This window comes from Actinophytocola sp. KF-1 (assembly GCF_054661535.1).
The window spans coordinates 537,662-552,180 of the sequence record NZ_BAAFVK010000001.1 but is presented as its reverse complement, the minus strand read 5'-3'; the positions used below and the strand labels follow the sequence as shown (position 1 = coordinate 552,180).

Annotated in this window: 12 protein-coding genes; 1 reads left to right on the top strand and 11 read right to left on the bottom strand. The window is 70.9% G+C overall.

Features of this window, described 5'->3' with window-relative positions:
* Positions 1 to 92: 92 nt before the first annotated feature.
* The 6 genes from ACYQ77_RS02785 to rplM all read right to left on the bottom strand — a co-directional run bounded on the left by ACYQ77_RS02785 (position 93) and on the right by rplM (position 5,849).
* Positions 93 to 653, bottom strand: coding sequence for a hypothetical protein (locus tag ACYQ77_RS02785; protein WP_459707053.1), 561 nt, complete (start codon positions 651 to 653; stop codon positions 93 to 95).
* Positions 654 to 655: 2 nt separating this feature from the next.
* Positions 656 to 2,965: a DNA polymerase III subunit gamma/tau domain-containing protein gene (locus ACYQ77_RS02780; protein ID WP_459707051.1), complete on the bottom strand. Its 2,310-nt coding sequence runs from the start codon at positions 2,963 to 2,965 to the stop codon at positions 656 to 658.
* The gene (locus ACYQ77_RS02775; protein ID WP_459707049.1) at positions 2,965 to 3,303 is read right to left on the bottom strand and encodes a hypothetical protein; all 339 of its coding nucleotides are present in this window, start codon (positions 3,301 to 3,303) and stop codon (positions 2,965 to 2,967) included. Before ACYQ77_RS02775 ends, ACYQ77_RS02780 begins: the two co-directional genes overlap by 1 nt.
* A 158-nt stretch (positions 3,304 to 3,461) precedes the next feature.
* Entirely contained in the window at positions 3,462 to 4,796 is a 1,335-nt protein-coding gene (gene glmM / locus ACYQ77_RS02770; protein ID WP_459707047.1) for a phosphoglucosamine mutase, read from the bottom strand.
* A 101-nt stretch (positions 4,797 to 4,897) separates the two neighbouring features.
* A complete protein-coding gene (gene rpsI, locus ACYQ77_RS02765) occupies positions 4,898 to 5,365 on the bottom strand; it encodes a 30S ribosomal protein S9 (protein ID WP_459707045.1) in 468 nt (155 codons plus the stop codon).
* A 40-nt stretch (positions 5,366 to 5,405) separates the two neighbouring features.
* Positions 5,406 to 5,849, bottom strand: a complete 444-nt coding sequence (gene rplM / locus ACYQ77_RS02760; RefSeq protein WP_396110609.1) for a 50S ribosomal protein L13 — start codon at positions 5,847 to 5,849, stop codon at positions 5,406 to 5,408.
* A gap of 193 nt (positions 5,850 to 6,042) precedes the next feature.
* Here rplM and ACYQ77_RS02755 point away from each other — a divergent pair, with 193 nt between their 5' ends.
* Positions 6,043 to 6,939: a hypothetical protein gene (locus ACYQ77_RS02755; RefSeq protein WP_459707043.1), complete on the top strand. Its 897-nt coding sequence runs from the start codon at positions 6,043 to 6,045 to the stop codon at positions 6,937 to 6,939.
* 118 nt (positions 6,940 to 7,057) lie between these two features.
* Here the strand turns inward: ACYQ77_RS02755 and ACYQ77_RS02750 are convergent, their stop codons facing one another.
* The 5 genes from ACYQ77_RS02750 to eccCa all read right to left on the bottom strand — a co-directional run bounded on the left by ACYQ77_RS02750 (position 7,058) and on the right by eccCa (position 14,492).
* Positions 7,058 to 7,354: a WXG100 family type VII secretion target gene (locus tag ACYQ77_RS02750; protein WP_459707041.1), complete on the bottom strand. Its 297-nt coding sequence runs from the start codon at positions 7,352 to 7,354 to the stop codon at positions 7,058 to 7,060.
* A gap of 58 nt (positions 7,355 to 7,412) precedes the next feature.
* Entirely contained in the window at positions 7,413 to 7,727 is a 315-nt protein-coding gene (locus tag ACYQ77_RS02745; protein ID WP_459707039.1) for a WXG100 family type VII secretion target, read from the bottom strand.
* Between the two features lie 198 nt (positions 7,728 to 7,925).
* Positions 7,926 to 8,546: a hypothetical protein gene (locus tag ACYQ77_RS02740; protein ID WP_459707038.1), complete on the bottom strand. Its 621-nt coding sequence runs from the start codon at positions 8,544 to 8,546 to the stop codon at positions 7,926 to 7,928.
* A 19-nt stretch (positions 8,547 to 8,565) separates the two neighbouring features.
* The gene (locus ACYQ77_RS02735) at positions 8,566 to 10,353 is read right to left on the bottom strand and encodes a type VII secretion-associated protein (RefSeq protein ID WP_459708118.1); all 1,788 of its coding nucleotides are present in this window, start codon (positions 10,351 to 10,353) and stop codon (positions 8,566 to 8,568) included.
* Positions 10,354 to 10,490: 137 nt separating this feature from the next.
* A complete protein-coding gene (gene eccCa / locus ACYQ77_RS02730; RefSeq protein ID WP_459707036.1) occupies positions 10,491 to 14,492 on the bottom strand; it encodes a type VII secretion protein EccCa in 4,002 nt (1,333 codons plus the stop codon).
* Positions 14,493 to 14,519: the final 27 nt, after the last annotated feature.

The following is a 14,519-nucleotide window of genomic DNA, read 5'->3' as shown; positions in this document are numbered from 1 at the left end:
CGCGCGCCGACGGCCACCGGTGCCGTCGCATCTGCACACAGAATGTACCTACCCGCAGGTGGCGGCGCGTGCGCCCGGGAAATTTGCTTCCGCTACCGCAACCAGGTCCGGCCGGACATGTCGTCGTCGCCCTCCGGCCGCGGTGGCCGTGGCCGGCGCGCCGGCCGTTCCTCCGGCGCCGGCTCGTCGTCGCGCGCCCCGAGCTTCATCGTCCGGCGCGGTTCTTCGTCGTCGCGGGCGCCGAGCTTGAGCGTCTTGCCCGGCCGGGGCGGTTCCGCGGCGGGCACGGGCGGCGGGACGGGCTTGGCCGCGTCGACCGGCTTCACCTCGTCGGCGGCCTTGCGCGCCTGCCTGGCCTCCTTGAACTCATCCGCGCCGAGCGCGAGCGTGGCCGGCTTCGGCCGCGGCTTGGGCTCCTCGGGTTGCTGTTCCTTCTCCCGCTCGGCCGCTTTCCGGGCAGCGGCGGCCTCGGCGTCCGCCTTGCGCTCCAGCGCCGCCTTCAGATCGGCCTCTTCCTTGGCGACTGCTTCCCGGAAGCGGTTGTCGATCTCGGTCGAGCGTTGCACCAGGTCGGCGAACGTCTTCCTGCTCGCCTCGACGGCCTCCTGGATCCGCCGCTGGGTCGCGGCGGCGTCGATGTCAGCGAGTGCCATGGCTACTCCGTCGCCTGGTCGTCGTCACCCAGCACGCCGTGCATGCTGTAGACCGGTTCAGCGCTGTCGAAGAGATCGCCGTGCACGCTCCACCCCGACCCCACACGGCCCGGCTCCGACCCGCCGCTCGGCGGCGCCCCACCGCCCATCACCGGCATCCCGGAGCCCACCATGCCGGACGTGTCGGGCTCGGCGGCGTCGGGCGCTTTCGCCAGGCCCGCCTCACCTTCGGGCTGGTCGGGCACGAGCACCCCGGACATCGACTCGCGGTCCGCCAGCCACCCGGGTTGCGAGGCGACGTCGCTCGCGGCCGCCTGTGTCTGGCTCGCAACGGCACGCTGCGTCGACGTCCCGGCGGGCTCGTCCTCGACGGCCGGTGCGGCGGCAGCCGGGGCCGGCTCGGCGTCGGTGTCCGCGCTCCGCACCGGGTCCTGCGGCGAGGCAGCCGGGGCCAGCCCGGCGTCCGCGCTCCGCACCGCGTCCTCCGGCGCGGCAGCCGAGGCCGATTCGGCATCGGCGTCCGCCCTCAGCACCGCATCCTGCGGCGCGGCAGCCGAGGCTGGCTCGGCGGCGGCCTCCGCCCGCACCGGGTCCCGCAGCGCAGCACCCGGGGCCGATTCGGCGTCGGTATCCGCACTCCGCACCGGGTCCTGCGACGCGGCAGCCGGGGTCTCCGGTTCGGCACCGGTCCCGTCCGGCACGGCGTCCTCGGCTGGTGCCGGCTCGGCGGGGACGGCGGCGGCCTGGTCAGCGCCTGGTCGCGGTGCGCTCCCCGGAGCCTGCGCCTCCTGCTTGCCCGCCTCGGTGGCCGCGGCGCCGGACGGCGTCTCCGCGCCCGGTTCCTCGTCGAAGTCGAGCGTGTAGCTCGTCGGGTTGCCGGTGCCGTCGTCCACGGTGAGCTGGATCGACTCCGGCGAGAAGAGCGGGCGCTCCGCGGTGATGGTCAGCGGGCCGTCCTGGATGACGCACTTCCCGTCGGTGCGCGCCGGTACCTGCTTGGGCGCGTCGTCGGCCGCCTCGGCACCGGGCTCGCTGTCGGCGGGGCGTGGGGGAAGGAGGCCGCTGGCGGCGTCGAAGTCCAGCTCGTAGGTCGTGGTCTTGCCCGTGCCGTCGTCGACCGTGACCCGCACGCGGCCCTCGCCGTCCGGGCTGGTGACGCCGATGGTCCGGTCGCCGTCCTTGATCTCGACGGTCGCGGGCTGGTCGGCGGCTGTGTCCGGCTCCGGTGCCGCGGTGTCCGGCGGCGCTTCCGCGGGTGCGGTGTCCTCGACGGACGGCTCGGGCGTGGGTGGCATCGGCTCGGCCACCGCGGCCGGTCCCGGGCCACCGCTCCCCGGGTAGCCACCGCCGGTGTCGCCCGGGTACCCGGCCGGCGCACCCGTGTCGCCACCGTCGCCGGGTTGCCCGCCGCCACCCGCGCCGATGACGCGGAGGGAGCTGAAGACCTCCGCGTTGGCGAGCGTGTAGACGTTGCCGAGCGCCGCGTCGTACAGGTTCGACACGGTCTCGACCGTCGCACCGACCGCGGCGAAGAAGTTGTGGAGCTTGCTCCTGATGCCCTCGCGGGCATCGTGGCACGCGTCGACCATGTTGCGGTACATGATCAACACGCGGCCCGCGTTGTCTTCACACGGGTCGGCCATGCAGATGTCCCAACGCCGCTGCGTGACGAAGCGACCGTTGATCACACTGCTCTGTTCTTCGTCGTTCTTCGTGCAGTTGCCCACGGCGAACCACGTCGGGCACCCGTCGGCCAGTGCGTCCGGGGTGTAGTCGCCGGTGCCGATCTTGTGCCAGTACTCGGGCGGTGAGACGTCGCCGAAGTGCAGGTGCGTGTTGGCGCTGTCCTGGGCGAACTGCTCGAAGACGGTCCGCAGCTGGGACATGCTGTTGACCAGGCCGTCGCCCGTGGCCGTCGCGTAGGTGCCGTAGGCCGCGATCGTGCCCTGAACCTTGGCCATCGCGGCCTTGAAGGCGTCGTAGGACTCGCCCTGCCAGCTCTCCCCGAGCCGGGTGACGTTCGCGCCGAGCACCTCGGCGAAGTTGGACAGCGCGGCGCCGAGCCCGCGCAGCATCGCACCGTCGTGTTCGATGCGCCCCCACTGCAGGTCGAGCAGCTTGGCGCGTTCGCTGGTCGCCTTGTCGGCGGGCCCCAGCTCCAGCTTCTCCAGGTAGCCGTTCGCGAAGTGCCGCACGGCCTCGTTGAGCCGCGGCCCCAGCAGTACCTGGTTGGAGTTGTCGTCGATGGTGCCCTGCGTGGTCTCCGAGGCCTGCTTGAAGTCCTGCCAGATGTTGGCCGGTTCGAATCCCATCAGGCACCGCCGGGCTCGGTCGACGGCGTGCCGCCGTCGGCGCTGGCTTCGATCGAGGTGAACTGGCCGACGTTGGTCGTCTCACCCTGGACGTTGAGGTCGGCGCTCGCCCCCAGCTGCGCCGTGATCTGGTCGAGCGTGGTGGACAGGCTGGTCAGGTCGGGCGCGAGCATCCCCCACGACTTCACGTACTCGTCGCCCTCGGCCTGCCAGCTCCGCCCGAAGCTCTCCGCCGTCGCGTTCGCCTCCCCGAAACGCGCCACGACCTTGTCGAACTGCTGCTTCGCGTCGGCCATGAACGTGGCGAAAGCCTGGACGGCGTCCGGATCGACCTCCATACCACCCGCCATGGTGTCGCCCCCTCGATCTTCCTTCTACTGTCTCCCACCCTGCGAGCGCAAGCACGGATCGTACGCCTGCGCACACTGCACGCAACATACCGACGGGCTGTCGCGCTCGGGGGTGTATTGGGGGATTTGTGAACGGAAAGTGCTGGTCAGACGGCTGTGCTGACGACGTCGACCAGGCGCTCGGCGGCGGCCTGGGCCGCCTCGTGGGACGGGGCCTCGACCATCACGCGGACGAGTTGCTCGGTGCCGGAGGGGCGGAGGAGGACACGGCCTGTCTCGCCCAGCTCGGCTTCCACCTCGGCGACCGCTTCGCTCACCGTCGTGGAACTGGTCACCTTGGTCTTGTCGGCGACCTTCACGTTCACCAGGACCTGGGGCAGGCGGGTCATCACGCCGGCCAGGTCGGAGAGGGGACGGCCGGACTCGGCCACGCGGGACATCAGCCGCAGTGCGGTCAGCAGGCCGTCGCCGGTGGTGGCGTGGGCCGGGAGGACCACGTGGCCGGACTGCTCACCGCCCAGGGACAGGTTGTTCTGCCGCAGCTCCTCCAGCACGTAGCGGTCGCCGACCGCGGTGGTGCGGAGGTTGACGCCGTGCTCGCGCATCGCCAGGTGCAAGCCCAGGTTGCTCATGACCGTCGCGACCAGGGTGTCCTCGGCGAGGTCGCCGGTCTCCTTCATGGCCAGCGCCAGCACCGCCATGATCTGGTCGCCGTCGACGACGTTGCCGTCCTTGTCGACGGCGAGGCAACGGTCCGCGTCACCGTCGTGGGCGATGCCCAGGTCGGCGTTCTCGGCCAGCACCGCCTCGCGCAGGACGTCCAGGTGGGTGGAGCCGCAGTCCTTGTTGATGTTCTCGCCGTCCGGCAGCGCGTGGATCGCGATCACCTCGGCGCCCGCCTCGCGGTAGGCCCTCGGGGCCGCGGCCCAGGCGGCGCCGTTCGCGCAGTCGACGACGACGCGCAGCCCGTCGAGGCGGTGCGGGACCGCCTTCAGCAGGTGCTGCAGGTACCGGTCCAGCGAGTCGGCGATGTCGTACACGCGGCCGACGCCCGCGCCGGTGGGACGGGTGAAGTCGACGCCCATGTGGGACTCGATCTCGTCCTCGATGACGTCCGGCAGCTTGTGCCCGCCCGCGGCGAACAGCTTGATGCCGTTGTCGGGCATCGGGTTGTGCGACGCCGAGATCATCACGCCGAGGTCGGCGCCCAGCTCGCCGACGAGGTGCGCGACCGCGGGGGTGGGCAGCACCCCGAGCTGCATGACGTCCGCGCCCGCCGAGGTGAGGCCCGCCGCGACGGCGGCCTGCAGCATCTCGCCACTCGCCCTCGGGTCCCTGCCGACGACCGCGACCGGCCGGTGCGAGCTGTCGTGCTCCGCCAGCACCCGCGCCGCGGCCGCCGCGACGGACAGTGCCAGTTCAGGGGTCAGATCGGAGTTCGCCAGCCCGCGAACACCGTCGGTACCGAACAGCCGAGCCATTGTTGGCGTTTCCTCCAGGTGGGGTCCGGAAAGCAGCGAACGCCGCGTCCGATGCATCGCAGATGCCGGACGCGGCGTTCCACCACAGGCTGTGAACGCTCTCAGCGCTTCGAGTACTGGGGCGCCTTGCGGGCCTTCTTGAGGCCGTACTTCTTGCGCTCCTTGACCCGGGGGTCACGGGTGAGGAAGCCGGCCTTCTTCAGGGTCGGGCGGTCCTCGGAGTCCAGCTCGATGAGCGCACGCGCGATCGCGAGGCGCAGCGCACCGGCCTGGCCGGTGATGCCGCCGCCCTTGAGGTTGGCGCGGACGTCGAACGCCTCGGGCTTCTCCAGGATGACCAGGGGCTCACGGATGAGCTGCTGGTGCACCTTGTTGGGGAAGTACTCCTCGAGCGACTTGCCGTTCAGCGTGAACTTGCCGGTGCCCGGGGTGAGCCGCACGCGGACGACGGCCTCCTTGCGGCGGCCGACGGTCTGGGCGGTCTCGCCGCTCACACGCACGGGACGCGGCGCCTCAGCTGCCGCCTCCACCTCCACGGCGGTGTCCTCGGTGGTCTCAGGGGTGCTCAATGATCCTCGCTTTGTCCGACTTGATGGCTAGCAAGTTCATTTACCTGCTGACCTTGGCGATCTCGAACGGCTTCGGCTGCTGCGCGGCGTGCGGGTGGTCCGGGCCGGCGTAGACCTTCAGCTTCTTGCCCTGGGCACGGCCGAGCTTGTTCTTCGGCAGCATGCCCTTGACGACCTTCTCCAGCAGCCGCTCGGGCCGCGTGTCGAGCAGCTCGCCGAACGACTGCTTGCGCAGACCGCCGGGGTAGCCGCTGTGCCGGTACGCGAAGGCCTGGTCGCGCTTGTTGCCCGTCAGCACGACCTTGTCCGCGTTCACGATGATGACGAAGTCACCCGTGTCGACGTGCGGAGCGAAGGTGGGCTTGTGCTTGCCCCGGAGCAGCGTGGCGACGTTCGAGGCGAGCCGGCCGAGGACCACGTCCTCCGCGTCGATGACATGCCAGGTGCGGGCCACCTCGCCTGGCTTCGGGCTGTACGTGCGCACGGATCTACCTCGTCGTCATTTGCGTCAGGGTGCATGTGCGCTCATACGGGCATGGGCCCGCGCCGCGCAACAACATAGGAAGATACCCGGCGCCTTCGAGGAGGGTCAAAGCGGCCCCCACTCAGCACCCGGTGCCGCACACTATCGTGCACGTCGGCGGGGTGTTCCTGCTGTTCTGCGAGGGGTGTGTGAGATGAGGGTCACCAGGATCGCCCGACCGCTGGCGTGTGCCGTCGTGTGCCTCGCGGTGACCGCCGGGTGCGCCCAGCCGACCACGGGCAGGCCGGTCGCGGACCGCGCCGCGGCCGAGCAGGCCACCGCGGACGCCGTGAAACAGGGCCTCGACGCCTTCCAGGACCACTTCGCGAACTTCGGCGACGAGCACGCCAGGGTCTACAACTACCTCAACTACGGCGACACGAAGATCACCACCGAGCACGAGTCGTTCAAGGTGGGCAACCCGCCCGCGATCCTGCTCAAGCGGCGGTTCAGCGACGACGGCGACTGGTCGCGGCGGGTCACGCCGCCGGGGTCGAAGGTGGACTACATCGAGCTCGACGAGGACCACGCGTCGCTCGCGCCGACGCCGTGGGTGTCGGTGCCGTCGACGTTCGCCGAGGGGTTCGACACGTGCTTCCTGCTGACCGCGTGGGCGGCGTGCAACGTGGACGCCTCGATCGGACAGACGACCCTCGACGCCCCGGACGAGCAGCCGAGCGAGGCACGGGCCACCGAGGACGGTTTCGAGGTGACGACCGGCGCGCTGCTCGGCGTGATGCTCGACGAGGGCATCGTGTCCGTGCCGGAGGACCAGCGCGACGGGCTGACCGAGCGGATGCTGCGGACCGTGGTGCCGGTGACGATCCGGCTCGACCACTCGATGGAGTTCACCGGTTTCGTGGTCCGCGGCACCGTCAGCGACGGTGACGCGACGCGGCTGGAGATCCAGCTCGAGTACGAGGTGCTCGGGGCGGCGAAGGCGTCCGACATCCCGGCCGCGCCCGAGGCGTCGGAGGTCACCGCGATCACCGGCGACGCCGAGGTGGACGAGTTCATGACCAAGTTCAACGACCGCACCCCCGAGAACTGACCGGCCACAGTGGATACCTCGGGGGCGATCCAGAGCCCTCAGGGGACAGACGACAGCGAGCGGGGCCCGGGAATGCTCCCGAGCCCCGCTCGCGGTGTTCGACTGGTCAGCGCGTGACTCAGGCGTCCCAGCGCTTGGTGTTGCGGTCCTCAGCGTCGCGGTAGCCGTCGGTGGACTGGATGACGGCGGTCTCGATCTTCGCGAGCACCTGGCGGAGGTGGTCGGCGGAGGTGAACCACTGCTGCTTCACGGACTGGAAGCCGGCGCTCGCGCCACCTTCCCAGATCTGCTCCAGGTTGGAGATCTGCGACTGCAGGTCGTTGAGGTTGCCCTCGATCGCGGCGACCTGACCGTGGATGTCGCCGGAGAGCTGCTCCAGCGAGCCGAATGTGACCTTGATGTTGCCGTCGGCCATTTCCTAACTCTTTCTCTCAAGTGTCAAAGACGAGGGATGGACCTGGTGAACGAACGACTCAGCCGTCGGACAGCGTCTGCATGATCGCGGAGACGTCGGCGGCCGCCGTGTCTTCCTGCGCCTGGTAGTCGCGGGCCGAGCCGGCGACCTGCTCCGCGATGTTGAACAGCGCGGTGTTCAGCTTGTCGAAGTCGCTCGAGTACTGCGTCATCAGGTTGGTGAACGCCTGAGCGGCGGCACCGGACCAGGCACCCTGCACCGAGTCGACGGCCTGGGCCAGCCTGCGGCCGTTGTCCTGCAGCAGCTCGTTGGTCGAGACCATCTGGTCCGACGCGGTGAGAAGTTCCGGTGTCCCAGTCTTGAAGTCACCCATAAGAAAGAACCCCCTTCAGCGGGTCTGTATCGGTCGTACAAGCTCTTGGGTTCGTACGCCTCCTGCGACGTAGACCCTGCCATGTCTGGTTCCACGTTGTCGTCATCTGGTCGGAGGTCGTTGCGAGCGTGAACGCGCAGGGCGATCGCACTAGGGAATGCGCAGGCCACGGCGGTGCCGCGGCGGCCGTGGGCGCCGTCAGCCGCCGGTGTCGCGGCGGCGCTCCGACGACGGCTCTGACCTGCCGGTTTCCGGCTCCGACGGCTCGAACGCGGCGGGCAGCATGTCGTCCGGGCGATACGTTTCGGCGGTCGCGTCGAAGAGGATTCGCTGTTGCGAAAAGTCCTCATCCTCGTCACTCGTCCGGGTCGGTTCCGGTTCCGGTGAATCGATCCGGCCCATTTCCTCACCGTCCGGATCCACGGCGGTTTCGCCGGGTCCCTCTTCGGTGTCGACATCGAACAGGATCCGGTGCTCGGAGAAGTCCTCCCGCTCCGGCGCGCGTTCCGGTTCCCGCCCTGGCAGGCGGGCGAGCAACGCGTCCGCGTCCGGCAGCTCCTCGACGGGAAAACCGTTGGCAGTGCGGAACTCCACGGCCGCGGCGCGGGACTCCGGTGTGGTCGGCCGGACGTCGCCGCGGCGAACTCCGCGCAGTTTTCCGGTCTTCGCCTGCGCGCCGAGTTCGCCGGTGCTGCGGCGGAACTCCTCCGAGGTGGCTCTCGCCTCGCGCGCGGCCCGCCGGGCCCTGGTCAACGCGCTGTCGACCTCCGCGATGAAACGCCGTGCGGCCTGGGGAAAACCGCCGTCCTGCCCGGTCATGCGCGCAAGCGTACCCAGCTCATCCGGTGATGGTCACCGTCGAGACGATGGTCTCGCACGCGGCGGCCACCTCGTCGGCGCGGTCGCCGGAGTTCTCGCGCTGGCAGCCGACGCTCACCTGCGTGCGGCCCTCGAACAGGACGTACCAGTCGACCGTGGCGTCCTTGTTCGGCAGCGACTGCCGGTAGTGGATCACGTCGCGGCCCGCGAAGGAGGCGCCCGCGTCGAAGTCGGAGAACGCGTCGCCCGCCGCCTGGAAGTCGCCGCGCAGTTTGTCGACCGCGCGGTCCCGGTCGGCCGTGCTGTCGAACGACAGGCGGATCTGCTCGACGAACACCACGTCGTCGCCTGCCTTCGCGTCGTCCGGCTTGACCTCGGTGCGCAGCTTGGCCGGGTCGCCGCCGGTCTGCAGCCAGCCGTCCGGGAGGGTGAACCGGTACTCGTACTGGGCGATCAGCCTGCTCGTGGACGCGCCCGTCGAGGCGGGAGCGGCCTTCGGGGCGCGTTCGGTGTTGTCGCCGAGGAACACGACCGCGAGGCTCGCCGCGACGGCGAGCACGGCCGCGGTGCCACCCACCACCAGCAGTTGCGTGCGGCGTGAGCTGGGCGGCGCGGGCGGGGGCGCCAGCACCGCGCTCGGGCGGGGCGGGGCGAGCGGACGGGGCGGCGGCGCCGGGGTGAGCCTGCGGGTCCGCTGCTGGTCCCTCGGCACGGGCAGCAGCACGGCGCCCGCGCCGGGGGTGTCCTGGGTGGCGGTCGGCGCGACCGCGAGCAGCGCGCCGCGCGCGACGACGGTCTCCGGCTGGTCGAGCGTGGTCGGCACGACACCGCACCGCTGGTGCACCAGCCGCGACACCAGCGGGATCCGGCTCGACCCGCCGACCAGGAAGATCCCGGCGAGGTCGCCGGGGCGCAGCCGGGCCTCGGCGACGGTCGCCGCGGTGAGCCGGGCCGCCCGGTCCACCGGGTCCGTGATCAGCCGTTCCAGGTCGTTCCTGGTGACGTGCACGTCCGGGAACGGCGGCGGCATCGGCACGTCGGTGTAGGTGTGCCGGGACAGCGTCTCCTTCGCGCCCCGCACGTCCTGGTGGATGACCCGCCTGCGTCTTCGGTCCGCGAGCGCACGGCCCTCGACGAGGGTGCGCCAGCCGCCCGGGTCGGTGGCGGCGACGACCGAGCCGACGTGGTCGAGGAGCAGCTGGTCGATGTCCGCGCCGCCGAACGAGTGGTCACCCTTCGTGGCGAGCACCTCGTAGCCCGCGGGGCCCGGCCGGACGACGCTGACGTCGACGGTCCCGCCGCCGAGGTCGAGCACGGCGAGCGGCCTGCCCGCCCCGGGGAAGCGGGCCGCGTGGAACACCGCGGCCGCGACCGGCTCCGGCACGAGCACGATGCGCGTCGCGAGACCGTTGCCCGCCTGGCGCAGCACGCGGGTGCGGATGCCGCCCCAGTCGGCGGGGTGGGTGAGCACCAGCTGCTCGACGGCCGCGCCGCCGCCGACGCGACGGGCCTCGGCGACCGCGCGGACCAGCACGGCCCGGATGACGTCGCGGACCTTGACGACGCTCGCGCCGAGCAGCAACTCGGTCTCGTCGATGCGGCGTTTCGGGTGCGGCTCGTAGCGCGAGGGGTCGACCGCGGCCTGCCGCTCCGCCTCCTGGCCCACGAACAGGTCGCCGTCGGGCCCCGCGTACACCGCCGACGACATGAGCGGGAGCCCGTCGACCGTCACGACCTGCGGTTCCCGGCCCGCGACCGCGATCGCGACACACGTGCTCGAGGTGCCGAAGTCGACCGCTACCCGCATTCGCACCCCTGCTCGTCACTGGCACGCCAGAGCCGATGTTAGGGAGTGTCCGGCCGATCAACCACCCGTGGTGCACCGGCCCGGCGCGCCAGTGGTGCGGACCGGGGAAGCGGTCCGCACCACGCGGTCGTCGTGGGTCAGGCGTCCGGCTGGATCCAGGCCACCTGGATGAGCTGCTGGCCCGTCTTGCGGCTGACCAGCGTGCCCCGGCCCGGCGGCATGGCCGACGGGCGGACGGTGCCGATCAGCGCGCCCTCGCTCTTGTCGCCGCTGCCCTGCAGACCCGGCTGCGCGATCTCCTTCAGCTTGCCGAGCACCGGGTCGTACATCGCGCGGGAGGCGCCACCGGTGCGGCGGGCCACGACGACGTGCAGGCCGACGTCCTTGGCCTGCGGGATGAACTCGGCGAGCGGCTGCAGCGGGTTGTTCTGCGGCGGGCACACCAGGTCGTAGTCGTCGCAGACGATGAACAGCTCCGGGCCCTTCCACCACGACCGGGTCTTGAGCTGCTCCTGCGTGACGTCCGGGCCGGGGAGCCGCTTCTGCAGCGACTTCTTGACCTCGGTGACGATGCCGCCCAGCTGGTTCGACGACACGGCGTACGCCAGCAGGTGCTTCGTCTCGATGAAGCCCAGCATGGTGCGCCGGTAGTCGATCAGGACGACCACGGCCTCCTTCGGCGTGTACCGCTCGGTGATGCCGCGCACGATCGTGCGCATCAGGTTCGTCTTGCCGGACTCGCCGTCCATCAGCGCGAAGAAGTGCGGGTCGGCGTCGAAGTCCAGGTACACCGGCGCGAGCTCGTCCTCGTTGACGCCGATCGGGATGAGCTTGGTGTCCCGGAACTTGTCCTGCGCCAGCAGCTCCTCGTAGGGCATCTGGTCGGGCAGCAGCCGCACCTGCGGCGCGCGCCTGCCCCGCCACGCGGTGTTGATCTTCGTGATGGCGTCCTGGACGCCCTGCGCGACGTCCTCGTGGTTGCTCGACCCGTCGATGCGCGGCAGGCCGACGAGGAAGTGCAGCTTGTCGCGGGACAGACCGCGGCCGGGCCTGCCCTCCGGCACGTTCACCGCGACCCGGCGGTCCACTTCGGACTCGCTCGCGTCACCGAGGCGCAGCTCGAACCGCGTGCCGAGGAGGTCCTTCATCGCGGGCCGGATCTCCGCCCACCGGTTGGCGGTGACGATCACGTGCACGCCGTAGGACAGACCCTGCGCGGCGATGTTCAGCACCTGCGACTCGATGGCCTCGAACTCCTGCCGGAAGTTCAGCCAGCCGTCGATGACGAGGAACACGTCACCCCACGGGTCCTCCCGCAGCTCACCGCGGCGCTTGCGGTTGCGGAAGTCGGTCATCGAGTCGATCTGGTTGTCCCGGAACAGCTGCTCCCGCATGGACACCAGACCCGCGACCTCGGCGACGATGCGGCGCACCTTGTCCGGGTCGAGACGGCCGGCGACACCACCGACGTGCGGCAGGCCCTGCAGCGTGCCGAGCGTGCCACCACCGAGGTCGACGCAGTAGAACTGCGCTTCCTCGGCCGTGTGCGTCAGCGCCATCGACATGATCAGCGTACGCACGAGCATCGACTTGCCGGACTGCGGACCACCCGCGATCGCGGCGTGGCCCGCGGCGCCGGAGAAGTCGGCCCACAGCAGGTCGCGGCGCTGCTCGAACGGCTTGTCGATCAGGCCGAGCGGCGGCTGCAGCCTGCCGTTGCCGAAGAAGCCGGCGGGCGACAGGCCGCGGTCCTCCGTCGGCTGCAGCGGCGGCAGCAGCGTGTCGAGCGAGTTCGGGGTGTCCAGCGGCGGCAGCCACACCTCGTGCGCCGGCGGGCCCTGGCCCTGCAGCCGCGACACGATGACGTCCAGCTCGCTCGGCTCCGTCGGCTGGTTCTGCTCCGGCCTCGGCGCCTCCTGGACGACCTCGACCGGCTTCTCCGGTTCCTTCGGGATCTCGATGTAGTCCGGCACGAACAGCTTCGCGCGCCGGTCACCGGAGACGACCGCGGCCGGGCCGACGGTCTGGATGCCGGCCGGGCGGTACGGCCCGGACACGTACGACGCCTTGAACCGCACCATCGTCGACGTGTCGAACTTGAGGTAGCCGGAACCCGGGATCGACGGCAGCTCGAACGCGTCCGGCACACCGATCGCGGCACGGGACTCCGCGGCGGAGAAGGTCTTCAGACCGATCCGGTACGACAGGTGCGAGTCGAGACCGCGCAGCTTGCCCTCCTCCAGGCGCTGCGAGGCGAGCAGCATGTGCATCTGGAGCGAGCGGCCGAGGCGGCCGATGGCGACGAACAGGTCGATGAAGTCGGGCTTGGCGGAGAGCAGCTCGGAGAACTCGTCGACCACGATGAACAGCGCGGGCAGCGGGTCGAGGTCGGCGCCGTTCTCACGGGCCTTCTCGTACTCCCACACGTTCTTGAAGTTGCCGCCGTTCTTCAGCGCCTCCTGCCGCCGGTTCATCTCACCGGCGAGCGCGTCCTTCATGCGGTCGACCAGGGTCAGCTGGTCCTGCAGGTTGGTGATGACCGCGGCGACGTGCGGCGCCGAGTCGAGACCGAGGAACGTCGCACCACCCTTGAAGTCGACGAGGACGAAGTTGAGCGTCGTCGACGAATGGGTGGCGAGCATGCCCAGCACGAGCGTGCGCAGGAACTCGGACTTGCCGGAACCGGTCGCGCCGATGCACAGGCCGTGCGGGCCCATGCCCTCCATCGCCGCTTCCTTGATGTCCAGCTCGACCGGCTGCCCGAACTCGCCGACACCGAACGGCACACGGTAGCGGTCGCGGATCGGCCGGGGCCGCCACGCCTGCTGCACGTCGAACGTCATCGGGTCGCCCGGGATGCCGAGCAGCTCCAGCAGCGTCGGGTTGGACAGCAGCGGCTCCTCGCCGCCGTCGTCCGCCGCGGCCGCGCCGAGGCGGTACGGCGAGAGCTTGCGGGCCAGCGCCTCCGCCTCGGCCACCGACATCTGGTCGGGCTTGGCGAACCACTCGACACCGCTCGCGGACCGGGCGCCGAGCCGGTCCTCCTCGACCACGAGCCGCAGGCCGCGGCGGGCGGTCAGGTTGCCGAGGCTCTCCGACAGGTCCATCAGCGTGACGCCGACCAGGCCCTCCTCGAGGATGATCTGCTCCTCGCGGGTGACCTCGCCGTCGTCGATCACGATCACGATCTGCGGCTGGTCCGGCTGCGGCGGCGCGTTGCGGGTGAACCGCTGCCGGTCGCGCAGCTCCTCGTCGAGCCAGTCCTCCACCTGGGCCAGCGAGCCGGCCATCATCCGCATCTGGCCGATGCCGTCGACCATCGTCGGGTGCTGGGTGTGCGGCAGCCACTTCGCCCACTCCCACTCGGCCTTCGCGCGGCCGGACGTCACCACGGCGATCAGCACGTCGTCGGGCGTGTGGAACGTCACGAGCTGGGCGAGCAGCGCACGGGCGAGGCCGCGGGTGAGCTCCTTGTCGCCCGAGAGGCCCACGGCGGCGAAGCCGCGGATGGCGATCTGGATCGGCAGCTCGGGGACGATCGAGTGCGCGCGCACGAACCGGCGCAGCGCCAGCGTGGCGATCGGCTCCAGCTCGTCGACCGGGCCGGTCTGCGGCGGCACGAGCCGGGTCGCGAGCCGCTGCGAACCTCGGCCGGCACGCAGGTGGCAGAAGTCGGGGTCGGACTGGCGGCGCTCCCACATGCGGCGGCTGGTGGCCATGGACCACAGCGCCTGCGGGTCGGGGTGCACCCACTCGAGTGCGGCGCGCTGGTCGAGCGAGGCCTCGCGGGCCCGGTCACGCATCTGGCCGAGGTACCGCAGGTAGTCCTTGCGGTCCTCGTTCATCTCGGCCTTCTTCTGGCCGCCGCCCCGGTTCTGGCCGAACATGCCGACCATCGAGAACATCATCATCATGGGGAACAGCAGCGTCACCGGGTTGCGGCCGATGGCGCCGCCCGCGGTGAACATCAGGGCCATCATGCCCAGCATCGCGACGACCATCACGACGGGCATGAGCTTCATCAGGATGTTGCCGGGGATGACCCGGGGCACCTCGGGTGGCGGCTCGAGGTGGACCTCGCCGCCGGGTTGCCGCGGCGCGGCAAGCCTGGGTGAACGCTTGAACTGAAGCGTGCTCACCGTGAACCCCTCAATCCCTCTGGACCC

What these genes read in the sequence shown, in the direction of transcription:
- ACYQ77_RS02785 (WP_459707053.1), bottom strand. Translation starts at nt 653, where the DNA reads ATGGCACTCGCTGACATCGACGCCGCCGCGACCCAGCGGCGGATCCAG.
- ACYQ77_RS02780 (WP_459707051.1), bottom strand. Translation starts at nt 2,965, where the DNA reads ATGGGATTCGAACCGGCCAACATCTGGCAGGACTTCAAGCAGGCCTCG.
- ACYQ77_RS02775 (WP_459707049.1), bottom strand. Translation starts at nt 3,303, where the DNA reads ATGGAGGTCGATCCGGACGCCGTCCAGGCTTTCGCCACGTTCATGGCC.
- glmM (WP_459707047.1), bottom strand. Translation starts at nt 4,796, where the DNA reads ATGGCTCGGCTGTTCGGTACCGACGGTGTTCGCGGGCTGGCGAACTCC.
- ACYQ77_RS02755 (WP_459707043.1), top strand. Translation starts at nt 6,043, where the DNA reads ATGAGGGTCACCAGGATCGCCCGACCGCTGGCGTGTGCCGTCGTGTGC.
- ACYQ77_RS02750 (WP_459707041.1), bottom strand. Translation starts at nt 7,354, where the DNA reads ATGGCCGACGGCAACATCAAGGTCACATTCGGCTCGCTGGAGCAGCTC.
- ACYQ77_RS02745 (WP_459707039.1), bottom strand. Translation starts at nt 7,727, where the DNA reads ATGGGTGACTTCAAGACTGGGACACCGGAACTTCTCACCGCGTCGGAC.
- ACYQ77_RS02740 (WP_459707038.1), bottom strand. Translation starts at nt 8,546, where the DNA reads ATGACCGGGCAGGACGGCGGTTTTCCCCAGGCCGCACGGCGTTTCATC.
- ACYQ77_RS02735 (WP_459708118.1), bottom strand. Translation starts at nt 10,353, where the DNA reads ATGCGGGTAGCGGTCGACTTCGGCACCTCGAGCACGTGTGTCGCGATC.